This window comes from Corallibacter sp., from assembly GCF_048381695.1.
GTDB lineage: Bacteria > Bacteroidota > Bacteroidia > Flavobacteriales > Flavobacteriaceae > Corallibacter > Corallibacter vietnamensis.
This window is the reverse complement of record NZ_JBLXHI010000003.1, coordinates 148102-174005: the sequence shown is the minus strand read 5'-3', so window position 1 is coordinate 174005 and position 25904 is coordinate 148102. Positions and strand designations below refer to the sequence as shown.

The following is a 25904-nucleotide window of genomic DNA, read 5'->3' as shown; positions in this document are numbered from 1 at the left end:
TTTGCAAAGGTACTGCTCATTTCATAAAAACATCCTAGATTTAACAACTTTTTTAGACGATATCATTGTAGGAAATAGCCCGTTTTTGGGTTGTTTTTAAGTAAGTTAACGAAAAAAAACACGTACTATCGAATATAATCTTTCTGTGGTTAGATATACTATACATTTATCTACGAATTTGTTATTAATCTATATTATACAATGAAATTTGTTCTGTCCCAGCAGGTTATTAAAGTTCAAAATGTACTAGCATTATTCGTGTTTTGTATGCTATACACGCATGCTTTCTCTCAATCTACAGCAATTGCTGACTCTAACTTTGAGCAAGCACTTGTTTATATGAATATTGATACCAATGGTATGACAGGTGATATTTTGAATTGTGATGCCGAAAACGTTTTGTCTTTAAACTTATACAATAAAGATATTAGTGATTTAACGGGTATTGAAGCTTTTGTAGATTTAAAAACCCTTAATGCAGATTATAACAACCTTACTAACATTAATTTAAGCCAAAATCGTGATTTAGAATATATTGATGTTGATAATAATGCATTAACAACTATTGATGTATCAAGTAATTTAGATTTACATGAGCTACATGTTAGTTCAAACTACTTATCAAGTATTGATGTTAGTCATAACAGTGAGCTTAAAAGTCTTACATGTAGTATAAACAACATAAGCACCATAGATGTATCACATAATTCTGAACTTGAAGTTTTATGGTGCTACTCAAACAATTTAAACACATTAACGGTTTCTAACAACGCTTCATTATCATCATTGATTTGTGGTCAGAATAATTTAAGCGTACTTAACATAACCAATAACTCAAACTTAAAAACCATCTCTTGTGCTTCAACAGGGATATCAGAATTAAATATTGTAAACAATCCAGAGCTAGAATATTTAGATTGTAGTAATAATAGCATTAGTAATTTAAATTTAAACACTAACACACAACTTAAAAGAGTATTAGCTAGTAATAACAACTTGACTGCTATTGATGTATCTAATTTAGAAGATCTTTTTCTTTTTTATATCGCTAATAATAATTTAGAGCATATAGATCTCTCTAATAATACAGATTTAAGATACTTTAATGCCGAAAACAACAACCTTCAAGAGGTAGACATTCGTAATAATAATGGAAATCGCATAAGAGAGTTCAACACAACTCAAAACCCAAGCTTAACGTGTTTAATGGTAAACGATGCTTCTCAAAGCTACTTAAACACTTGGGAAATAGATGCACATACTAGCTTTGTTAATAATGAAAATGAATGTCAGCTATTAAGTACTGATAGTGTTTCACAATTAGATACTTTAAGTGTATATCCTAATCCTGCATCAGAATTTCTTTACGTAACCTTAAATACTAATAATGAGTCTAGTCTTGAGTTATTTACAATAAGTGGTCAGCGTATTAAAAAGCAAACACTACACGCAGGGAAAAACCAAATAGATATTTCACAAATCAATGCTGGAATTTACCTTACAAAAATTGTATCTAATGGTTTTTCACATAGCTCTAAACTTATAATTAAGTAAGTAAAAGCGTTTACTGCTTAACTATTTTCTTAACAATTACACCAGCGTTATTAGCACTATATAGTTTAGCGAAATAAACACCGGTTGATAATGTAGGTAGCTGCATTGTTGCGGTTTTATGTGTTGTATTAGTGATGTATTCTTGATAAACTTGCTTGCCATCAATACCATATAACTCAAATGTAAAAGCCGTATCAAAATCGTGTTTCACATGCAATTCATTATTAAAAGGTACAGGATATAAAGTAACAGAGTCTTCATAAGCGACATTTTCGGTACTTAATAAACCATCATAAAACGTTTCAGCATAATTAAAAGCTTGAATTCCTACATCTTTTCCTATAATTCTACCACGGATATCATCAATAGGAGGGTGGATACCACCCCAAATTCTAGATAAACTGCATTGATCTGATGCATCTCTGTAGGTAGCCCATTCTAATGAGAATGTTTCTGATGGACCTTCCTCAAAAACTAAAAACTCATTTTGTGGTGCTTCAAAAGTTCCCATACCTCCAGGAAAAAACGGATCTCCTGTTAATAAGGTTAATACTTCAGCTGCTGCTCTAGAAAATGTAGAGTGTCCAGAAACATAACCTGCAAAGGGTGGTGTTACAAATGTTGGGCGTTGATAAGGCCACCAATGCGAACCTAATATCCAATCAACACCAGCCACATCTGTATCTGGGTCACTTATATAGTCTGGTCCTTTCCAAGCATAAATCTTAATTTTACCAACGTTTTCATTATTGGTGCCAGCAAGCGGATCTCCAGCTTCTATCAGTGCTATTCTATTTGGTATTAATGGTAATCCATGAGGATCATAACTTGGTAATGACATATCACTACTTTGTCCTTTTCCAGCCATGTATCTTATAGCAGAAATCGGTCTTATGTAATCATAATATCCTTTTACACCCCAAGTAGCTACAGCCGAATCATGCATGGCGCCTCCTAAAGCTAAATAGCATTTCACATCCCATTCTAAATCACTTAAAATAGGACCTTCGCCTTTAAAACGCTTTTCTAACATTGGGTGATCACTTACATAATTCATAATTGTAAACCAATGTCCTGGTGGTGTTTCAGAATCTGGTCCATCAGCCCAAAACTCTGCTAAAACACGCGCATAATCTGCACGTTTTATTATTTGTGGTTCATAAGGTAATCCTGTTGTTGGATTTGTATCATATCCTGTACCTGGATCGCCACCTTCCATAAAATCATAAAACGTAGTATAATCTTCATAGGAGGTCGGAAAATCTTCAAAAGCAACATTACCAATGCTATTAGGAGAGGCATCTATAGTAGTTGGATCATTAGGGTCTAAATGTGATGACCATGATGCTACCAGTGCAAATGTCCATTTATAAGGATCATCAAAACCATTTTCATTAGAGTTTTGAATATGTGGCGGAGCAGTTGGGTCATGATAAATATAGCAATCAAAACCACTATTAGCATTCAGTACTTGCAAATCAGCATCTGTAAAACTAAACGGCGTTACTTCACCCCATTCAGGACTTAAAAAGCCTGGCGTATTCAAAGGGTATACGTTACCACTTTGGTCTATATAAACATCAAAAGCTAGTGGTTGCCATCTATTTGGGTTAATATCATTGGTATCGGTATAAATATCTAATATTAAAGGGGCATTCACTGGCGAATAGTGTTGATTACTATAGCCATTGGCTTCATTTGAGCCGTCTTGTAAACCAAACGCAATCATCTCATTAGCTAAATAGTTACCAAGTGCTGCGTAAGAACCTGAACTATAATCTAATGATGTAAATGACGCATCATAGCCATACGAACTAAACAAATCATTAAAAGCTTGTAATGTTTGTCCTGCTCCAGGTGAGTTTGCAAATCTGTGATTTAATAATCTAAACATTGCATAACTCATCATTTCGTGTCTTGCTGATGCTACATCAGACGGACTTTCTATACCAGTAAAGTTACAATGGTATGAACCAAAATCTTTTCCTAAAAATACCGTTTCTGCTTGACCGTCAAACAAAGCCCAAGAGTCATACATTATTACGGATGTATGAAACAAGTTTCTAGCATGTACTGTTGGTCTAGCAAAATCTACGCGTATAGCGCTCAATAAAGCCTCATTCCAATCTCTGGCTACAGAGTGTTGAGAAAATGTTGGGAGTAATGAAAAGATTGTAAGAATAATAGTTAGTGTAGTTTTTTTCATAATGATGATAGTTAGGTTGTTAAATGTAATAAAAACATTGAATAGTAACTATTAAATTTTAACGAAACATTAAAACATCATTCGTTATTTATACAAACCATAATATAAGGTAGGTTAGCATGAATTGTTAGATTACCTTTTTTACTTTCAAAATATTCTATTTTACATAATATTAATTATAGTACAATTATTATAATATTAGAATATGCGTATATCTGTGTTATTTTAGATTAATATCAGATATAATGTCTTTAGAGATATATTAGCATCTATATTATGTAAAAGCAAACTGTGAAAGCTATAATTTCCATAAGGATAACAATCAACGTTTTATGAAGATGTGTTTTGTAATAACAAGTCATCAATAGTTTAAATTGCTATTCATGTTATGTGATAAATTATATATTCTCAAATTTTCCATATTCTGGATAATCCATTAGGTTTTTTTAAATACGCGATTCTCACGGATTACAAAAAGCACATATTAAATACATATCCATAGAATCAAAATATGTACTTTATAAAAAAAGCTGCACATTGTACGCGCAGCTTTTTATTTAGAATATTTGTTTATCGTTTTAAAGCATTAGTTTTTTATGATTTTCTCATAATACTGTTTGCCATTATTTAAAGTTACATTTCTTAAAGCGTTTTTTTGTTGTGCCATAATGCTCACAATTTTGTGTTGATTTTGTATAAAAATTGCTGTATTTGACCCGAACTCACCCGACTTGACCCGACTTTGACCCGAAGTTAACCCGAAGTAAACCCGAAGGAAACCCGAACTAGACCCGAACTAGCTATGGCGAAATTTGCTGATATTCAGGAGGTGGTATTGGCGATGGAGTGATTTTTATGAATTTAATAATTGGTATTCAGGTAGTTAGGATAATTGTTTTGATTTTTTGTGTGTTTTTTGAAAATTTAATAAAAAATGGCTTAAAAACGGCTTTGTTTTTGTAAAATATTCATTTTCAGTTGTTTGTGTGTTAAAAAATATTTTATATGTTTGGATTGACGAACAAACGTTTTGAGCGATTCGCGAGGCTTGATATGGCTGTTTGTTAATATCGATATTTAGAATTTCTCCTTTAGTACTTTTTAATAGCCAATTAATTAGCGTGGTTATAGATCCCAAATCTATACCCTATTATTAACCAAACTTGGTGGTATGATTTATTGCCTATATCATTGAGTTACAAATTATATTATTATGGCAAGAAATAATTCATTTATAAAACTGGATGGAACCCTTGATGGGTTGACGTTTTATAGAAAAAACGGAGAAAGCTTGGTGAAAACCCAAAGTAGAATAAGTAAGAATAGAATCATGAAGGATCCTTCGTTTAAGCGAACGCGAGAAAACATGATAGAGTTTGCAGGCGCGAGTAAAGCTGGAAAGGCTTTTAGGGATGGTTTTGCAAGTATGGTAAAGCTTATGGGCGATACTTATATAAGTGCGCGATTGAGCGGTGTTATGAAACTGATAAACAGTATTGGTGAAGGTAAGCGTGGTGAGCGTGATATTGATATTGTTGCGGAGCATGCGATGTTGCGTGGTTTTGAGTTTAACAAAAATTTGCCATTGAAAAGCATTTTTTATGCGCCTTACCCTATGCCTGAGATTGACGAATCTCGCCGTATTGTGACTTGGACTGTTACAGATTTTGATACGGATGCTTTTGTAAGTGCGCCAGAGAATGCCACGCATTTTAAATTGGTACTTGCTGCGGGCTATGTGAGCAATTATCTTTTTAATAAAAACACTAGAGAGTTTGATCCTGAAAATGAGCTTGTAAATGGTACAGGTGGTCAGGATTATAGTGATGCGATACCGCTAGGTGGTATGGTGGGTTCTGATATAAGCTTGGAGGTTGATATGACCGCTATTGCTAGTGTACCTGCTACTTCTGCCCTATTTGCTGGTATTGGCATTTTGTTTTTCCAGGAGATAAATGGTGAGTTTTATGAGTTTGCGCAAGGCAATACGATGAAGGTAGCTGTTTCTGGATAGACATTTTTTTTCAACTGACGTTTAAGTTGATAAGACTTGGTAATGAAAACCCACTCTGTATTATTGGAGTGGGTTTTTTGGGTTTAAAGTTTTATAATAAACTTTATGCTTAACCGTCTTGCTTCAGAAACCCTTTTCTTTTTAGATATTTATTATAAATATTCCCTAATTTATCTAGTGATTTCTGTTTTGATAGCCATTCTAACGGTTGTGATTGTTCTTCTTCAGGAATCAAAGGGTAAACCTTAATTGCAACCGATCTTGAAAGACCTTTAGAAATGAGTAGTAATACAACAGCATTATACGTTCCAAGTTCTAACATAGTAGGTATTGAAAGGCTTAATTTATATTTTTCCTTTTCTTCTTCATTAAAAAAAGTTTCTAAAATATCAGCTAATAGTTTAAGGTACTTTACTAAAACAAAACTAATTATAGATGAGTAAACCTTAATTACTTCGTTGATTTTTTTATTAATATCTTCTTTATTGTTTTTATTAATTAATTTTCTAATGTTAGCATAAAAGTTTATTTCTTGGTTTATTAATTCTTTCATGCTTTTATTATCAAGCCATTGCACTGCATAATATACCATATGAGGTACCGTTCTTGAAATATTATGCTTAAAGTAAGCTTCTGCATTAAAATCAAAAATTTCATCCAATTTGAACAATATATTCTCTAATTGTCCAAAAAAATTGTTTTCATAATGAGATTTTTTTCGCCTTTCAATCTTTCCCCATCTACGATTAAAATTCTTGTTGTCATGAAAAACCCACTTATTTACTCCTTTCTTCTTTATTTTTACATATAATTCATTTTGTAATTCAGGATCAATACTTGGATTTAATCTTAAAAGATTTGGTGGTATCTTTAACTTATCTAACCTTTCTGATAAAGAATCTAAAATTGCATAAATATTTTCTTCTTTTAAGTTCTTCTTTTTTAAATAGTTTTCCAGAACCTCTTCTCCCTGCAAATATTTGTGCTTTAAAAAACAAGTAGCATAATCTAGGTTTCTAGCACTATCATCCAAAGGCTGCTTTATTGCATTAATAATTTCATCAATAGGATGATTTAAAAGTTTATTTATCGCAGGAACAATTTCCATTTCTGGATTATCAGTGAACTGTTCTTCTGCCCAATTATCTTCCTCATTTTCTAAACATAAAACGGTTCCAATCAATGAATCTTTTATTCTTCCTGCTCTACCAACAATATTACCTAATTCGAAGGGATTTAACTTAATATTATCTTTTTTTGCGTGAGCAATAAAAACTTTTTCAGCAGGCAAGTTTATTCCTTCCATCAAAGTTGATGTGCAAACAATATTATCTAGTTTACCATTTGCAAATAAATATTCTAGCTCGCCTCTAATTATTTCTGGTAACTTTCCATGATGAAATGCTGTTTTGGTATTTAAACCATCAATTAAAAAGTATTCAGGATGAACTTCTTCTTTTATTAAATCTATCAAATCATTTATATCTTCATCATTATTTACTTTATCAACACCTAACTCCTTGACTATAGCTTTCGATAAATCAGTTGAAAATCCTTCGGCCCAATCAGGTCGAGGAAAATAAATGATATTCTTACTTTTCTGACCAAAAAGCATTACAATTTTAATCAGTGTCTTTTTCTTGTTTGAAATAAGTTTCTTAAAATTAAAATCTACATCAATGGCTATTTCATTAATCTGCATTCCTTGAAAAAATAGCTTTACAATTATCTTCTTATTTTTATTTCTATCTGGACGAAGACATGCTTTTAATTGGAATACTGGCGAAAATATGGTTTGTAAATTTTCACTTTCTTCACTAAAGATTAGTTTAAATAGAATATGGGGTTTATCAAGGAAAGGTCCAGCAATTATTTTTCGAGATTGAGGCCATTGATTTTCAATTTCATTTAACAGAAATTCAAATAAAAATCCTCTACTATCTTCATTTTCTATATTTTGAACTTCATCAATAAAAATTAGGTCAGGAAATATTGGGTTATTATACGATTCTTGAATTAGTTTTAGAGTTCTCTCGGGTGTAAGTATATATAATTCTTTAGGTCGAAATTGAGGTATTTCATTGTCCTCATTCTCTATATATGCAGTATTAATTGAGACATCATCTCCCAACACGTTTTTAAAATCTTCAGAGACTTGTGCTATTAGAGCTCTAGTAGGGACGATATATACAGCGAAAAAACTTTCTGCTTTTGTAAAAGTCTCTAAAATATAATTTTGAATAATAAATGATTTTCCAGCAGAAGTTGGTGCAGAAATAGCAAGATTCTCATTACTATTTATTAAAGAATTCCATAGTTTTTTTTGATAATCAGATCCTATTATAGATTTACCTCCTATTACATTAATTTCATTGATTGATAGTTTAGCTCCAATTTCATAATCTAAAGCTGTACCAAATCTTTCATTGAATTGTAAGAAATTAGATTCATTAACAGTTTGGAAATTAATCAATTTCGTGAAAAATTTGGAGGAGATTAAGTTACCTGACCGCGAAAGTATAATGAAGGCTACTTTGTTGTAATCTATATTATCATACTCTAAAAATAATAAAATACCAAAAACTGAAGCAATATATTTATCATTTTCAACACTACTTGTCGCTATTATTGTTGCTAACCATATTGCATGTTCAATTTCTTCTTCATCTATTTTCTCTTTGTTTCTTTGTAAATTAACCTCCGAATAAAAACGGTTAGTAATTAAAGAACTTAATACTTTAACAAAGATTGGATGTTCTTTAGCTGAATTTATAGTTTTATTGGACATACAACCTTTTATGCTTTAGTTTCATGAAAAATATCATAACATAATTTTCTAAAGTCATTTACATTTTTAACAGGCATCATAAAAAACTCTATAGTAACATCTGTTATATTTGGTAAGTTTTTGGTAATATATTTGACTCTTTTCTTTTTTAGTGAAGCCAAGAAAGTATTTATTTCTTTTTCAATATTTGGTAGTTTTTCAGATAACATTTCACTAATCTTACTTTCTTTATACATTAAAAAAGCAGGGTAACACAACTCATATTCATTAAATTCAGGTTGTTTTGTTCTAAAACTTTTATAAATTAAATCTAAAGCTCCTTTGTCTAAATCATCTAAATCTCTACTCAAATGTTTTTTAGCTACAGCTAATTCTCTTTCTATTGCTATTGGAGTATTTATATATCTTGATAATGACTCAAGAGCATCCTTAACACATTTGTTAAAATCATTCCTCATCTTTGATTCTCCAATAAGTAAAGTTGCTTTATTATTTATATTACCAATAAAAATCCCGTCAGAGCCTTTTACTTGATCATTATCATTATATGTTTGGCTAACTTTGTGAACGACTAACGGAGCTTCTAGAATTGCCTCTACAAAAAGATATAAAATTAGTTCACCATAACTACCATCCGTTATTGGGTTAATATCTCCGAAATAGCTCAAGGCCTTTTCTTGTGGATTATCACCATCTTCTTTAATTTCTTTAATCTCTATATCTTCAAACACATAACTTTCTACTTGCTCATATAAGTATCTAATAAAGCCTTCATAATCTGGTTCATCTTTATTAAATTTTAGGCTATAAAATTTAACGTTTAGTTCATTAACCTTTTTCTCTTCTAAAAGATTAAACCATATCTTAAATTTAGTTGAATCTACTTTAAGAAGTTTCAACCAATCAATTTCATTAAGTTTTTTTGTCATACTATTTTTTAATTAGGATACAATTAATTTTGATAGCTATTAAAAAATAAGTTTATAATAGGGAGAGTTTAAATATAGTGTTTAATAAAAAAGAAAATTTCAAATAAATATCTAGTTCTCAACAAAGTTATTTACATTTCTATTTTATAGTGTATATAACAAATCTCAATCCTCTTCATTATTATCCGGTTTATTGTTTGAGGTGTTGAAGATGTTGTACCCAAGCCCAACGCCAAACCAGGGTTTGCCTTGGTAAATCCAGTTTTCGCCTACTTTACCGGCAAGGCGATCCCAACCTGTAATGAGTGCTATTTGAAATTTGTCATACTCCCCTATTATGCCCATAAAGGGTGTTAGTGATGATGCGTTTGTTTTTGTGGTAATGACGCCATTGCGTACGGTGTTTTCGTCTATGCTTACGGAGCTTAAGTTGAGACCTGCCGAGGGAATGAGAAAGCCTTTTCCTGATTTGTCTAGACGTATGCGTAGCCCTATGGATAGGCCTATGTTGATATCGCCTGTAAAATCTGACGGACGTAGTTTGTTGCCATTGCTATCTTTTTTACTGCCTGCAGGCCTGATTTTGATAGGCACGGTGATGGCTCCTGTTACGAAGCCAAATTTTGGGTTGTCTTGAACGTACTTTTTTGTGAAGTCTTCAAAGTCTTGTTTTGTGATGTGGTAAAAGTTTATGGTTTCTTGTGAGACTTGTTGTGTGTTGCCTTTTCTATCAAGCATTGCTACTGTGTTTACGGTTGCATAAACGGTTTGGTTGTTTGGGTTATTGTCGTTTTCCCATTTGAGGAACTTAATGACATAGCCTGTATTGTCTGGTTGGTCTACAACAAAGCGCCACCCTTTTTGTGCAATTATGGTTGTACTGCTTGGAGCTGGTGGATTTGTATTGAAATTGTATTGCTTAAGACTCATAGTGCGTGTTAGGTAATACACTGCATCATTGTTGTTTTGTGCAAAAGCCCCTATGTAAAGCGATGCGATTGCGTATAGTATAAACTTTTTCATTGTGATTGGTTTTTAGTAGGTTTATTTGATAGGTAAAAATTAGGTGGTTTTATTTTGTGATGCCATACCTAATGTTGGGTAGTTTTTGGATTGCAGGGTTATGTAGGAGTTACCAATGTTAAACTTTGGTTAATATTGGTATGTAGAGGTTCATGCTAATAGTATTACTATTATTTTTGCGTGGAATATATTTGATTATGGAAAATTTACTTTTAAATATAAAAATAGATGTCCCTGCTGGTTGTTATTTAAAGCATCCAGAATCGTCAGCATTGGGTAAAAAAATATTAACCCACAGTATTATTCTTATAAATGAGATAGGGTTTGAAAACTTTAATTTCAAAAAGTTAGGCGCGCTAATACACTCAAACGAGAGCTCTATATACCGCTACTTTGAAAGCAAACACAAGCTTCTTATTTACCTAACATCTTGGTATTGGGGCTGGCTAGAATACCAAATGGTTATAGAGACTCACAGCCTAAATAATGACGAAGACAGGCTTAAAAAAGCCATAGATGTACTTACAAGAGAAACCAAAGAGGTAAATATATATACCCATATAAACAAGATACTATTGACTAATATTGTTATAAACGAAAACTCTAAATCTTTCTTAACCAAAGATGTAGACACTGCCAATAAAGAAGGTGTTTTTATGCCCTACAAGCGGGTTATAAAACGATTTTCTAGCATGATAGCCGCCTACTGCCCTACTTACGAATATCCGTTAAGTTTGGCTAGTACCGTAGTACAAGGCGCTTTGCACCAACAGTTTGTAAAGGCACATTTTAAAACCATTACAAACTTTGACAAAACCCACACACCTTCACAATTTTTTACTGATATTATTATAAAAACCCTACAACATGGCAAATAACTCCTTAACACCTTGGCAACGCTTTCTTGGTTTGCTAGAGCTAGAGAAAAAAGACATTTTTCAAATAGCGTATTATGCCATTTTTGAAGGTCTTGTAGCCTTATCATTACCCTTGGGTATACAGATTATTATCAATTTGTTGCAAGGCGCACAAGTATCAGCATCATGGGTGGTACTTATTATTTTAGTAACTACAGGTGTGGCGTTTTCTGGTATTTTAAAGTTGATGCAATTGCGTATTATTGAAACCATACAGCAACGTATCTTTACAAGAGCCTCGCTAGAGTTAAGCTTTAGGTTTCCTAAAATAAAAATGAATGAATTAAGAAACTATTACTTACCAGAACTTGCTAATAGGTTTTTTGATACCATTACCATACAAAAGGAATTATCTAAAATATTGATAGATGTACCATCGGCCCTATTACAAATCGTTTTTGCGTTGGTATTGCTATCATTTTACCATCCGTTTTTTATTGTGTTTGGTATGCTGCTTATTCTGTTGGTGTATATTGTTTTTAAATATACCGCACGAAAAGGCCTAGAAACCAGCCTAGAAGAATCTAAATATAAGTACAAGGTTGCCCATTGGCTACAGGAAATATCTAGAGCTGTAACAAGTTTTAAGCTTTCAGGAAGTACCAGTCTGGCCTTGCAAAAAAGTGATGATCTGGTAGAAGATTATTTAAAATCGCGCGAAAGTCACTTTAGAATTCTGGTATTACAATTTATACAAATGATAGGTTTTAAGGTACTTGTAACGGCAGGTTTACTGCTTATAGGAGGTGTTTTGGTACTAGATCAGCGTATGAATATTGGGCAGTTTGTTGCCGCAGAGATCATTATTATATTAGTAATAAACTCGGTAGAAAAGCTTATTTTAGGATTAGGCTCGTTTTATGATGTACTAACCAGTATAGAGAAATTAGGACAAGTAACCGATAAGCCTATAGAGTCGCAAACAGGAGAAGTTGTGCATAATGGTAGCCCATTGCGCATTATGCTAAAGAACGTTAACTACGAAGTAAAAGAGCGCAACACACCGATACTAAAAGATATAAACCTAACCATAGAACCACAAGATAAGATACTTGTAAAAGGAGAAAGTGGCGCCGGAAAGTCTAGTTTACTACACCTAATAACAGGCGTTATACTGCCTACATCAGGCTATATTTATGTAAACGATTTATCTATTGAGAGTTTGCATGTTAACAAATTTAGAGCGCAGTTGGGTTTGTCATTATCAACCGAAACGCCTTTTGAAGGTACCATACGAGAGAATGTCACCTTTGGAAATAAAGACATAAGTGATGATGCTATATATGAGGTATTTAAGCACATAGGACTTTCAGAGTTTTTGCAACAACAACCTAAAGGCTTAAATACCATATTAAAACCAGAAGGAAAGCAAATGGCTTATACCATTGCCAAGAAAATAATATTGGCTCGTGCTATAGTTAAGAAACCAAAGGTGTTGATACTTGAAGATCCGTTAGATCAGTTTAAGAAAAACGAATCAGAACAAATCATTGATTTCTTAATAGATAAAAAGCATACTTGGAGTCTGGTTGTTGTGAGTAATAATGATTACTGGGACTTGAAATGCAACAAACACATCATATTAAACAAAGGAGAAATAGTACACTAAAACATCGTTTATGCTAAACATATCAAAAAATAGTGTTTCACAATATGTTGATTTAAGTACGTTTAAATCAGGTAAAGATATTTTTAATAAAGAATACCATAAGCGGTTTAAAAGTTTTTTATTGGTGTTTTCGGTTATTATGATCATCATATTATTTTTACCATGGACACAAAATATAACAAGCTCTGGTAGCGTAACGACGCTAAAACCTAACCAGCGACCACAAACCTTACAGTCTCAAATACCAGGACGTATTGAGCAGTGGTTTGTACAAGAAGGCGATTTTGTAAAAGAAGGTGATACCATTTTACGTATTTCTGAAGTAAAAAGTGAGTACTTTGATGCAGAACTAGCCCAACGAACCAATGTACAGCTAGATGCAAAATCATCATCAGTAAGTGCCTATAAGAATAAAATACAAGCCTTAAACAACCAAATAAGCGCGTTGCATAATGAGCGTACCCTAAAGCTAGAACAAGCAAAAAACAAGCTGAAACAGGCGCACCTAAAAGTAAAAACCGATAGTATAGACCTTGAAGCCCTAAAAATAAAGGCTGACATAGCCAATACCCAATACAACAGAACGGTAGACTTACAAACCGAAGGCTTGAAAGCTGTAAAAGATGTAGAAGACTCTAGAAACAAATTGCAAGAAGCTAATGCCAAGCTTGTATCGGCAGAAAATAAGTTTTTGGTAGCCAAAAACGAGGTTATAAATAGTGAATTGGCCATATCTACCCTACAAGCTACGTATGCCGATAAGATTTCGAAAGCACAAAGTGATCTATACGCAACACAGTCTAACGCCTTTGATACCGAAGTACAAGTATCTAAACTAGAAACCGATTTGGCTAACTATACCAAGCGTAACAGCTTACTATATGTTACAGCGCCACAAGATGGTTTTATAAATAAAGCAATAAAGTCTGGTATAGGAGAAACCTTTAAAGAAGGTGAGCAATTGGTAAGCATTATGCCCTCAAACTATGAGTTGGCCGTAGAGATGTTTGTAAGACCTATAGACTTACCATTGATACATAAAGGAGAAGACGTGCGAGTACAGTTTGACGGATGGCCAGCTATTGTATTTAGCGGATGGCCAAATGTTTCATACGGAACCTATGCAGCAAAAGTAGTTGCCATAGAAAACTTTATAAGCCCTAACGGTATGTATCGTGTATTGCTAACACCCAATGAAGAAGACGCAAAATGGCCAGACGCTATACGCGTAGGATCAGGTGCAAAAACCATTGCTTTACTAGATAATGTCCCTATATGGTTTGAGATATGGAGGCAAATAAACAGCTTCCCTCCTAACTTTTATCAACCAAAAGTAGAACCAACAAAAAAGTAACAACCGCACACAGGCATCATTTTATGAAACAAGCATTTAGCTATATATTACTATTTTTCTTTATAAGTGGTTTTTCACAAGATATAACCAATACCATATCTCTAGAAGAGTATTTGGGTTATGTAAAAAAATATCACCCTATAGTCAAGCAAACGCACTTAATAACAAGCGAAGGCGAAGCAAAACTATTGAAGTCTCGTGGTGCTTTTGACCCAAAAGTAGATGTTGATTACAGTAGAAAAAAGTTTGATGATAGTAAATACTACAACAAGCTAAATACAGCCTTTAAGATACCAACATGGTATGGCGTTGAGCTAAAAGCCACCTATGAAAACAATGATGGCAAATACTTAAATCCAGAACTAAACACTCCTGACGATGGTTTGTATAGCGCAGGCGTATCAGTATCATTAGCCAAAGGGTTGTTTATGAACGAGCGCATGGCTACTTTAAAACAAGCAAAACTGTTTACACAACAAGCCCAAGCCAAGCAACAGTTGGTTGTAAATGACGTTATTTATAATGCGTTATCCTCTTACTTTAATTGGTTAAAAAACTATCAATCTCTAAAAACCTATGAAGCGTTTACCGAAAATGCTGAAACCAGACTAGAGATTGTAAAGAAAAGTTACTTTGCAGGCGACAAACCCGCTATAGATACGCTTGAGGCAGGTATTAATTTGAAAAACAGATTGGTAGATTTAGAAAAAGCTAAAATAGGTTATATAAAATCTAAACTAGAGTTATCAAATTATTTATGGATAGAAAACAATATTCCGTTAGAGCTTGAAGATGCTGTTATACCAGATTTGAATACCATATATGTTGTAGATCAGGTTTTAAATAGTTCGATTTTAAATGTAGATGCCATAGATATAACGAATCACCCTAAAATAAGAGAATTACAAGTAAAAAGAGATATACTGACTATTGATAAGAAATTGAAAACAAACAATTTACTACCAACAATAGATTTGCAATATAATTTTTTAACAACAGGTTTTGATCCTTTGAGTTCTTTAAACACAGCCAACTATAAAAGTGGCTTGCAGGTTAACTTTCCGTTGTTTTTAAGAAAAGAACGTGGGGATTTGAAATTGGCAAAAATAAAGCTACAAGATGTCACTTTAGATTTAGTAGCCACAGAGGTTTCGTTGAAAAATAAAATACAATCAAACATACAAGAAATAACCTCTTACACCAATCAGCATACCATATTATTAGACCTTGTAGAAGACTCAAAAAAGCTTGTACAGGGCGAAGACAGAAAGTTTGAAATAGGTGAAGGTTCTCTGTTTTTGGTAAACTACCGAGAAGTTAAGCTGATAGAAAGTCAGCTAAAACGTATAGATGCTGAATATCAATTACTGAATAGCAAGACAAGTTTGTTAAGAACCATAAGCAGTCTATACTAACAGGGTTTAAGTAGCCCAACCACCATATTATATATTAAAACAAAGTACCAAAGCTTGATTGTGATAATCAAGCTTTTTTTATGTACCCTTAACTTTCATAACACACAAGAAACTTTATCTTAACGGTAAAGCCTTTAAATTAACCCAGTCATAATATTATGTTTCTAGTAGATTAATACTGCAAGGTTACTTTCACGTTTTAATCTTAACTAAACATTATGTACAAAAAATTTACACTTTTAAGTGCCCTATTTTTAACCTACCTAATAAGCTACTCTCAAGTATCGCTTCAGATTACAGAAATCTGGCCAGGCAATGGTGAAGGCGATAATTTGACTGCCGATTGGTTTGAAATAACCAACACAGGTACCGTAGCTTGGACACCAACTATGGGAGATTTATATTTTGATGATGAATCTCAAGATCCGTTAGATGCTGCATTAATAAGCGGTATCACAAGTATACAACCCGGAGAAGCCGTTATAGCTATTGATGACAATGATACTGCCGAGTTTGTTGCTGTTTGGGGAAGTTATTACAACTTAACTAATGTACAAATAGGCACATATAGTGGCGCTGGATTAGGCGGTGGCGGTGATGCTGTAACACTATTTATGAGTATAGGTGCACCAACAGATGCTAGTAGTATCGTAGATGTAGAAGCCTATCCAGATACCGATGCTAACCCAGGACAATCTTATGATGTAACCAATGCTGCATTTAGCGTTATTGGTTCTATGCCATTTCAGCCTGTTGCAACTGCTGTAAACGACATGAATGAATCGGCTGTAGGATCTCCAGGAAATCAAGGTCCTTTAGCGCCTTCAACATTAACTATTACTGTTGATGTTACTAATTTGACATCTTACCTAAACTTGCCAGAAGATAATGCAGGTTATGTAAGTGGTGTTGTGAATGACCCAACAGATCCAGCAAGTACTATAGGAATTCCTTTTCAAGTATCAGATGTAGAAACACCGTTAGCAGATTTAGTAGTAACTGCAACTAGTAGCGATGAAGCTATAGTACCTAATACAAACCTTGTTTTGACAGGAACTGATGGTGATAGAACACTAACAATAACACCTATTGCTACAGGTTTTACAACAATTTCTGTTGTTGTAGAAGATGCTGATATGAATACAGCAAGCTATACTATTAATTATGCAGCATCAGATGCTTCAGTAACACCAAGTACTAGTTGGTTTCATACAGGAGCTTCAGATGGTTCAACCGGAATCGCTATAGAAGACAACTATATCTGGATTGGAGATGATGAAGATCAAACATTACGTTTATATAACGGAGAACATTCAGGATTACCAATTAAAGAATTAGATTTTAATGGCGCTTTAGGTAGTACTGAAGAAGCCGATTTAGAAGGTTCATTTAGAGTAGGAAATGCAATTTATTGGATAGGTTCAACATCAGAAACCGATAGATCTGTGATATTTTCAACACTAATATCAGGTTCAGGAGCCGCTTCTACCCTTACCTACAATTATAAATACACAAGCTTATACGCTGACTTAATTGCTTGGGATACAAACAACGTACACGGTTTAGGTGCCAACTATTTTGGGTTAAGCACCGCTATAGAAATAGAAGCATTAGCACTAGCACCAAATAGTTCAACAACAGCATATTTAGGATTGCGTAGTACTACATCTCAAAATAAAGCTATAGTCATACCAGTAACAAACTTTACAAGCTTACCAGGTATGGCGTCAGGATCAGCAAATTTTGATACACCTATACTTATCGATTTAAAAGGACGTAGCTTACGTAGTATGGAATGTAATGATAATGGATGTATATTAATAGGCGGTCCATTTGGTACACAAACGGATTTTAAGCTTTATACATGGACTGGAGATGCCGCAGATACACCAGAGCTTCGTGCAGCTGATTTAACAGCACTAAATACATATGGTTCTTTTGAAGGTTTAGTAGCTTTACCAAACTCGACTTTTATGGGATCAGATGGCGATACATATACCGTAAAGCTTCTTGTAGATTTAGGAGCAACTGTAATTTATAATGACGGTACAGAAAATAAAGACCACCGTGCAACGTGGAAAAAATTTAGAAGTGATCTAGTTACTTTAGGAGCTGTTACAGAACCGCTTATAAAAACTCCAGTAATTAATGAATTTGTTGTTGACCATTCAGGAGCAGATACCGCAGAATTTATAGAAATATATGGCGATCCTTATACAGACTATTCAGCTTACACCCTAGTAGAAATAGAAGGAGACAACAGTTCTCCAGGCTTGATTGATGACGGCGTATTTACTTTAGGAACAACCGATGAAAACGGATTTTGGACTACACCATTTCAATCTAACGTTATAGAAAATGGTACTATGACATTATTATTAGTAGAAGGTTACTCAGGCATTGTAGGTGATGATATAGATACGAATGATGATGGTGTTATTGATATGCCATATTGGACCAATATAGTAGATGGTATAGCAAGTTCAGATGGTGATGAAAACGATCTTGTTTATGCATTAGATTTAACTCCAGATTTTGATGGTAGTAGCTTTCAAGTAGGTGGTGCATCACGTATCCCAAACGGATTAGATACAGATAGCACTTCTGACTGGGTAAGAAATGACTATGATGGTGAAGGACTTTCTGGTTTTGGGTTTACAGGAACACCAGAAGAAGGCGAAGCTATCAACACTCCAAATGCTTATAATACATTAGTAGGTCCGACACTGAACATTACAGAAATATGGCCAGGAAATGGCGATGGAGATAACTTAACAGCAGACTGGTTTGAGATTACAAATAATGGTCCGATAGCTTGGACACCTGCATCAGGTGGTTTATACTTTGACGATGATTCTCAAGACCCTGCATCGGCTGTACTAATAAGTGGTATTAGTTCTATAGCACCAGGAGAATCTGTTGTAGCTATTGATGCAGCAGACACCGCTAATTTTATTGCTGTTTGGGGTGGCGTTTATAATCTTACAGATGTAGAAATAGGAACTTATGCTGGTGCTGGTTTATCTGGCGGAGGCGATATGGTAACGCTTTGGATAGGAGATCCATTAACTGTTGGAACTATTGTAGATGCTGAAGCATATCCTGATACAGCTTCATATCCAGGACAATCATATGATGTTGAAAAAGGTGGTTTTAGTGTTGTAGATGAAGCGCCATATATGCCAGCAGCAACAGCAGGTAATGATATGGGAGAATCTGCTGTAGGATCACCAGGAAATCAAGGTCCGTTATTAAGCGTAGTAGAATTCAACACTGGTATAAACACCTTAAAAGCTTACCCAATTCCTTTTGATGATGTATTATACATACAGGTTGATTTACAAACTACAAAAACCACAACGATTCAAATAGTTGATATATTAGGCTCTGTAGTTTATAATAATCAAATAGTTTTATCAGGCGAGAAAACAGTGATAAAAAACCTGTCTAACTTATCATCAGGAGTTTATGTATTACAAATACCTGAATTGAAAATAACTAAAAAGCTTGTTAAAAAGTAATCTATTACTTCCCCTTTTTTATAAAAAGCCAGTAACTTAATAATTACTGGCTTTTTAATTTTTTAACCTATATAAATTTCTAAATAGTTATTAAATAATAAATAATTTATTTAACTTAATAAGCTGAATATAAAGACACAACACCAGTGATTTTATGACAAAGCAACTACTCAATATTTATGGAAAACTATTATTTGTAGATGTTGTTTTTTACTTACTCTTTGTTATTTCTGTTTTGATGAGTGCTCTTTTAGAAAAAGCGCATTTATCATATATTATACCTCCTATAATAATTGTTATAGGTATAAAGCACCTAGTAATTTGTAAAAAACATTCTTCAAAAGTTAATAAAACATTTTTGATGGCTTTACTAATCATATTGGTATCTGATATGATGTCTTTTAATTGTTATACAGAATGCTATTTGGGTATTTTGATTTGTATTACTTTGTATTTTATACTTAACATAATTATTGTAAAACCTTATTTGTCTAAATGGCAAACTAAAAAGTTGTTTACAGTTTCGGTGTTCTTAAGTTTTTTATTCTTTGGATATTTAGTTTACGCCGTACTTGATTTGCTTATAGATTTTATACCAGAAGGGCAATTGATTTTCACATTAACAACCACATTAAGTCTTTTAATTTACACCCTTATTTTTGCACTTATTTACATAAATGATCAGTATGATAGTGCTGTGGTGCTATTGATATCTGGCGTTCTTAACTTTTTTCAAGCTGTCCTCTCTCCTATTAATGAGTTTTTTCATTTTACAACTACATTCACCATTTTAATTATCATTTGTCATATACTATCATTATATCTTTTTATGACGTTTATTAGTCATACAGATCCTATAAAAGATAGAAGTAAATCCACCAAATATGTCTAATACAAAAGCGCCACATTATTTTTGTGACGCTTTATATAGAAAATCACCTATGTATTACATGCTTTAATGAGCATGCTCTGCTTCAGATTTATTTTTTTCAGCTAATAAATAGTATGCGTTGTTTGTAGCAAATAATGTATTAGGCGCTATAGGTTCTAAAAAATTGATAGCAATCCAACCGTTGTTGGTTGTTCCTGTTATAACAGGTATTTGGTTAAAATGCCACGATTCACCTTCTTGCGTTGCTTCAAATACATAAAATGAATCCCCTTCTTTTACTAAAGCGCTTTCAGGTAAAGCCCATTGTTTTTTTGCTGATGTTTCTATTTGTCCTTGAATATACATTCCTGGAATTAAGTTTCCTGATTTATTTTCAATTTCAGCATGCACATGAACAGCTTTAGGGCCATCTTCAAATGTTTTTCCTATAGAATAAATAGTGGCTTTAATATCTTTATCAGGTTGTGTTTGAATTTGAAAACGAACCGTTTGTCCTTTCTTTACCAAGGCCACATCTTTTTCAAAAACCATTAAATCTGCATGCACATGATGTGTATCTACAATTTCAAAAAGCTCTGTTTGGGGATCAACAAACTGTCCTGTTTTTACTTCTACTTTTTGAACATATCCGTCAATCGGGCTTTTTAACGCTACTTTTTGATAGATAGTTCCTTTTTGAATGCCTTTCGCACTTAAATTAAGTAGCTGTAATTGAGATTCTAAACCTGCTGCTAATGTTTTAGCACTTGTGTACTTTGCTTCTGCTTCTTGAAAACTCATTCCAGAGGCAACGCCTTCATTGTAAAGTTTTTTCTGTCTTAAATAGTCTTTTTCTAAAAATACCATATCATTATAAGCGCTTAAATATTGCGTTTGTATATTTATAATATCCGGATGAGATAAATAAGCAAGCACTTGGTTTTTACTAACCTTATCGCCCTCAATAACATTTATAGAAGCCACATTAGCACCTATGGTTGCTGTAACCGTTGCTTCATTTTGTGGTGGTACTTCAAGTTGTCCGTTTGCTTCAACATAACCACTCATTGTTTTTTCTGAAAGAGTATCTATAGTCATTTGTAAGGCATCAAATTGCTGTTTGGTAAGTTCAACACCTTCTGCATGGTCATCGTCATGAGTTTCACTTGTTGTTTCTTTATTCTCTTGAACGTTTGTGGTTTGCTTACAAGAAACTATGCTAGATACGATAAGCAATGTGATGAATAAAATTTTATAATGTTTCATATGATTATTTTTTAAAATATTGAAGTTTGAATGTATAGATCATGTATTGCGTAAAAGCTTGTTGAGCTTCAACTTCACTTTGCAGTGTGTCTTCCATTATTTGGGTAAATCCAGTATAATTTAAAGCACCTTCTTTGTAGGCAAGCAAAGCTCCTTTTCGTTGTTCTTTGGTATACGGCAAGACACTTGTTTTATAGAATTCCCAAGAGTTTTTCCAAGTTGTGTATGCACGTTTTGTTTGCTGATACAATGCTTGTAACTCACGCTGTTTATATTGGGTTTTTATTTCGGCTATTTCCTTATTAACCCTTGCCGATTTTATTTTGGCTTTTTGAGTTCCTGATAACAAAGGAATAGATATTCCTGCTTGGTAACTGTAAAAACCACTATTACCATTTACTTGTTGTAAACCACCTTGTAAGTTAAACTTTGGTAAATAGTTAGCTTTGGCAACCTTATAATTTTCAAGCGCTTCCGCCTGTTGTGACTCGGCTAATACATATTCCGGATGCGCAAGCATATTGGTGTTTTCTAAATCTATCATAGGAATATCTATAGTAGATGCCGATGTAAATAAGTTGTCAGAACCAGAGCTTATCCAAAGATTAAACTTTTGAAGGTTTATAAGATAATCTGATTCATATTGTTGCTTCTTATTAGCTATTTGTAATGCTTGATTATTTGCCGCTAAATATTCTAGTCTTGAGATAGCCTCGACATCATAATTGAGTTTTACAGCAGTTTTAAAATGCGAATAAATACTATCAAGCTCTGTATATAAATTATACATTCTTTTAGAACTGAATACATTTACCCAAGCTTCTTTTACTTCTTTTTCTACTTGTAATTGCGAAAGTGAATACTTGTTTTCGGCGAGTTGTATACGCTTGCTTTGTAATTTTCTTTTGGGTGCTATTCCAAAAATATCAATATTAGATTGACCAAATCCTATAGTTGTATAAACGGCATTATTCTCATTTATCTCTTCGCCACTAGTAAAAATACTTGTTGCGCCTAAATCTACAACCGTGCTTTTTAATGCCTGTTGCTTTTTAACCTCTAATTGTTTTTGTTTTAATAATGGATAATTTTGGTTTGCTAACGCTACCGCTTCATCAATAGATAATTCCTGTAAAGGTTCTTGATTTGTTTGAGCAAAAACAGTGGTTACAGGCATGGCACAAAAAGCTATCAAAACAAGTAATGCGTTAGCTTTTTTAGGTAATTTAAAAGAAAACGCTTTTGTTTCTGACCAATGATATAAAATAGGTAATACAAATAAAGTGAGTAATGTGGCTGTTAATAGTCCACCAATAACCACTGTAGCTAATGGACGTTGAACTTCAGCACCCGCACTAGTGGAAATTGCCATAGGTAAAAACCCTAAAATATCTGTAAATGCAGTAAGCATGATAGGCCTTATACGTCTTTTCGTTCCTTGTATGATTCTATCATTTAAACTTGTAACACCTTCAGCTTTGAGTTCATTTAAGCCGCTAATCATTACAAGACCATTTAGTACAGCAACACCAAATAGCACTATAAAACCAACACCAGCAGAAATACTAAACGGCATATCTCTAAACCATAAAGCTATAATACCACCAATAGTAGCCATAGGAATAGCCACATAAATGATAATAGTTTGAGACACTGATTTTAAAGCAAAATAAATGAGTATAAAGATTAACACTAATGCTAGAGGCACAACTACTTTTAAGCGTTCGCTAGCTCTTTCAAGGTTTTCAAAAGCACCACCATATTTTAAAAAGTAACCCGCAGGAAGTTTTAAATTTTCATTTAAAATCTCTTGAATGTCAGTAACAACAGATTTAACGTCTCTATCTCGAATATTAATCCCTACATAAGTACGTCTGTTGGTATTATCGCGACTTATTTGCATTGGCCCAGGTTGGTAGCTTATATCAGCAACTTCACGAAGCGGAATTTGTACACCAGACGGAATATTAATAAGTAACGATTTTACATCATTTATATCATTTCTATGTGTAGCCTCTAACCTTACTACAATATCAAATCGTTTTTCACCTTCAAATATTACACCTGCTTTACCTCCTGCAAATGCTGCCTGAACAGTATGGTTTAAATCATTTATTTTTAGTCCATATTGCGCTAATTTATTTCGGTTGTAGTTTATAACAATTTGTGGTTGACCAACAGTAGCTTCTACTTTCATATCAGCAACACCATCAACATTTGCTATAAGTTTGCCTATTTCTTCAGCTTTTGCAGCAAGCATGTTTAAATCATCACCAAATAGCTTTATTGCTACATCTTCACGAACACCTGTAAGTAATTCATTAAGGCGCATTTCTATAGGCTGTGTGAATTCAAAATTTACACCAGGAACAATACGTAAATCAGATTTTATTTTTTCAATTAATGCTTCTTTTGTACTTGCTGAAGTCCATTCTGAAATAGGTTTTAAAATAACAAAAATGTCGGCAATATCCATTGGCATAGGATCGGTTGGTACATCAGCAACTCCTATTCTACTAATGATCGTTTCAACTTCTGGGAAATTAGCTTTTACAATTCGTTCAATTTTTGTTGTGGTTTCTATAGTTTCTGTTAGCGAACTTCCTGGCTTTAAAATGGCATGAAACGCAATATCACCTTCATCTAACTGTGGAATAAACTCACCACCCATTTTAGAGAAAACAAAAACTGATGTTGCAAAAAGCGCTAGAGCAACGATGACAACATATTTACCTTTTTTTAAGGTTTTAATTAATATGCCTTCATAAGCGTTTTCAACACGATTTACTATACGATCACCAAAAGATAGTTTTTGTGTTTTTGGCGCCCTTAAAAACACCGTACATATCATAGGAACATAAGTAACACAAAGTATCATAGCGCCAATCATGGCGAAAATGAACGTTAAAGCCATAGGCTGAAACATTTTGCCTTCAACACCTTCTAAAGCTAATATTGGTATAAAAACTATCAGAATAATAAGCTGACCAAAAAAAAGCAGCATTCATCATTTTTTTTGAAGCTGAAGCTGTTAGTTTATCTCTCGTTTTATTAGTGAGCTTCTTTTCTTTAAGTATTTGTGTTGAGATTAGAAAAACCGTGCTTTCTACAATAATTACAGCACCATCTACTATAATACCAAAGTCTATAGCACCAAGGCTCATTAAGTTAGCCCAAACGCCAAAAACATTCATAAGAATAAACGCAAAAAGTAAGGATAGCGGTATGGTAGATGCAACTATAAGTCCGCCTCGCCAATTTCCTAAAAGTAATACCAGCACAAAAATAACAATGAGACCTCCTTCTAATAAATTAGATGTTACCGTTCCTGTTGTTTTATCAATCAAGAAGCTTCTGTCTAAAAATGGTTTGATGGTAACACCTTTGGGTAATGACTTTTGTATTTCTGAAATACGAGTTTTGACTTCGTTAATAACACGATCTGAATTAGCTCCTTTCAGCATTAAAACCATACCACCAACAGCTTCTCCTTTTCCGTCTTTTGTTAAGGCTCCATATCTTACGGCTTGTCCTATTTTTACTTGAGCAATATCTTTTATTCTAATAGGAATATTGTTGATGTTTTTTATAACAATGTTATTAATATCGTCAGTGGTTTTTGCCAAGCCATCACCTCTTATAAAATTAGCTTGATGATTTTTTTCTATATAAGCACCACCCGTATTTTCATTGTTATTTTCAATTGCTTTAAAAACTTCAGCAATGGTGACATTCATAGCTTGTAACCTGTTAGGCTTTATTGCTATTTCAAATTGCTTAATACTTCCGCCAAAGGCATTAACTTCAACAACACCAGGTACCATAGCCATTTGCCTACGTACAATCCAATCTTGTATTGTGCGTAGTTTTGTGGCATTGTATGTATCTCTGTAAGCATCATCAACTTCTAAAGTATATTGATAAATCTCGCCAAGTCCTGTAGAAATTGGCCCCATGGTTGGTTTTCCAAAACCTTCCGGGATTTGCTCTTGTATTTCTGATAACTTTTCAGAAACTAATTGTCTTGGTAAGTAAGCGCCAATATCATCTTTAAAAACTATTGTTACAACGGATAAGCCAAAACGAGAAATAGAACGAATTTCTAATACATCTGGTAGGTTGCTCATAGCTAATTCTACTGGGTATGTAACAAATTTTTCTATTTCTTCAGTTCCTAAATTTGGAGCTTGTGTAATAACCTGAACTTGGTTATTTGTTATATCTGGAACAGCATCAATAGGAACTTCTTTCATGCTCCATATTCCTGCTATTAAAATGGCTAGTGTAAACAAGCCAATAATAAATTTATTATTGATTGAAAAATCAATGATTTTATTAATCATAAGTAAATGGGTTTAAAAAATAAACATATAAGAAATACCCTTTTAAAATCTTAAAAGGGACATGTTGCGATATACATTGCGTATATAGCGAAAA

13 protein-coding genes and 1 pseudogene are annotated in these 25904 nt (G+C 33.3%); 8 read left to right on the top strand and 6 right to left on the bottom strand.

Annotated features, from left to right (window positions below):
- Window positions 1–201 precede the first annotated feature (201 nt).
- Window positions 202–1554 (top strand): T9SS type A sorting domain-containing protein, encoded by a 1353-nt coding sequence (locus tag ACN5J3_RS06965; RefSeq protein ID WP_418511258.1) that lies wholly within the window; start codon window positions 202–204, stop codon window positions 1552–1554.
- 10 nt (window positions 1555–1564) lie between these two features.
- Here the strand turns inward: ACN5J3_RS06965 and ACN5J3_RS06960 are convergent, their stop codons facing one another.
- Window positions 1565–3760 carry a T9SS type A sorting domain-containing protein gene (locus ACN5J3_RS06960; RefSeq protein ID WP_418511257.1) on the bottom strand — a complete coding sequence of 732 codons (2196 nt, stop codon included), beginning with the start codon at window positions 3758–3760 and terminating at the stop codon, window positions 1565–1567.
- Window positions 3761–4973: 1213 nt separating this feature from the next.
- On the opposite strand from ACN5J3_RS06960, the gene ACN5J3_RS06955 reads away from it, so the two are divergent.
- The gene (locus ACN5J3_RS06955; protein WP_418511256.1) at window positions 4974–5774 is read left to right on the top strand and encodes a hypothetical protein; all 801 of its coding nucleotides are present in this window, start codon (window positions 4974–4976) and stop codon (window positions 5772–5774) included.
- Between the two features lie 109 nt (window positions 5775–5883).
- On the opposite strand, the gene ACN5J3_RS06950 is transcribed toward ACN5J3_RS06955, so the two are convergent.
- From ACN5J3_RS06950 to ACN5J3_RS06940, 3 genes are all read right to left on the bottom strand, one after another.
- Window positions 5884–8562 (bottom strand): DEAD/DEAH box helicase, encoded by a 2679-nt coding sequence (locus ACN5J3_RS06950; protein ID WP_418511255.1) that lies wholly within the window; start codon window positions 8560–8562, stop codon window positions 5884–5886.
- Between the two features lie 8 nt (window positions 8563–8570).
- Entirely contained in the window at window positions 8571–9491 is a 921-nt protein-coding gene (locus ACN5J3_RS06945; RefSeq protein ID WP_418511254.1) for a DUF1837 domain-containing protein, read from the bottom strand.
- A gap of 165 nt (window positions 9492–9656) precedes the next feature.
- The gene (locus ACN5J3_RS06940) at window positions 9657–10514 is read right to left on the bottom strand and encodes a hypothetical protein (protein ID WP_418511252.1); all 858 of its coding nucleotides are present in this window, start codon (window positions 10512–10514) and stop codon (window positions 9657–9659) included.
- A 197-nt stretch (window positions 10515–10711) separates the two neighbouring features.
- Here ACN5J3_RS06940 and ACN5J3_RS06935 point away from each other — a divergent pair, with 197 nt between their 5' ends.
- From ACN5J3_RS06935 to ACN5J3_RS06910, 6 genes are all read left to right on the top strand, one after another.
- Window positions 10712–11392 carry a TetR/AcrR family transcriptional regulator gene (locus ACN5J3_RS06935; RefSeq protein WP_418511251.1) on the top strand — a complete coding sequence of 227 codons (681 nt, stop codon included), beginning with the start codon at window positions 10712–10714 and terminating at the stop codon, window positions 11390–11392.
- Entirely contained in the window at window positions 11382–13040 is a 1659-nt protein-coding gene (locus ACN5J3_RS06930) for a peptidase domain-containing ABC transporter (RefSeq protein ID WP_418511250.1), read from the top strand. The genes ACN5J3_RS06935 and ACN5J3_RS06930 overlap by 11 nt, the downstream gene beginning before the upstream one ends.
- Window positions 13041–13050: 10 nt before the next feature.
- Complete coding sequence (locus ACN5J3_RS06925) at window positions 13051–14394, top strand: HlyD family secretion protein (protein ID WP_418511248.1); 1344 nt, start codon at window positions 13051–13053, stop codon at window positions 14392–14394.
- A 23-nt stretch (window positions 14395–14417) separates the two neighbouring features.
- Window positions 14418–15809 carry a TolC family protein gene (locus ACN5J3_RS06920; protein WP_418511247.1) on the top strand — a complete coding sequence of 464 codons (1392 nt, stop codon included), beginning with the start codon at window positions 14418–14420 and terminating at the stop codon, window positions 15807–15809.
- 218 nt (window positions 15810–16027) lie between these two features.
- Window positions 16028–19330 (top strand): T9SS type A sorting domain-containing protein, encoded by a 3303-nt coding sequence (locus tag ACN5J3_RS06915; protein WP_418511246.1) that lies wholly within the window; start codon window positions 16028–16030, stop codon window positions 19328–19330.
- Window positions 19331–19484: 154 nt separating this feature from the next.
- The gene (locus ACN5J3_RS06910; RefSeq protein WP_418511245.1) at window positions 19485–20222 is read left to right on the top strand and encodes a hypothetical protein; all 738 of its coding nucleotides are present in this window, start codon (window positions 19485–19487) and stop codon (window positions 20220–20222) included.
- Between the two features lie 63 nt (window positions 20223–20285).
- On the opposite strand, the gene ACN5J3_RS06905 is transcribed toward ACN5J3_RS06910, so the two are convergent.
- Both ACN5J3_RS06905 and ACN5J3_RS06900 read right to left on the bottom strand, forming a co-directional pair.
- Window positions 20286–21467 (bottom strand): efflux RND transporter periplasmic adaptor subunit, encoded by a 1182-nt coding sequence (locus ACN5J3_RS06905; protein ID WP_418511244.1) that lies wholly within the window; start codon window positions 21465–21467, stop codon window positions 20286–20288.
- 4 nt (window positions 21468–21471) lie between these two features.
- A pseudogene (locus ACN5J3_RS06900) lies at window positions 21472–25810 on the bottom strand (CusA/CzcA family heavy metal efflux RND transporter).
- Window positions 25811–25904: the final 94 nt, after the last annotated feature.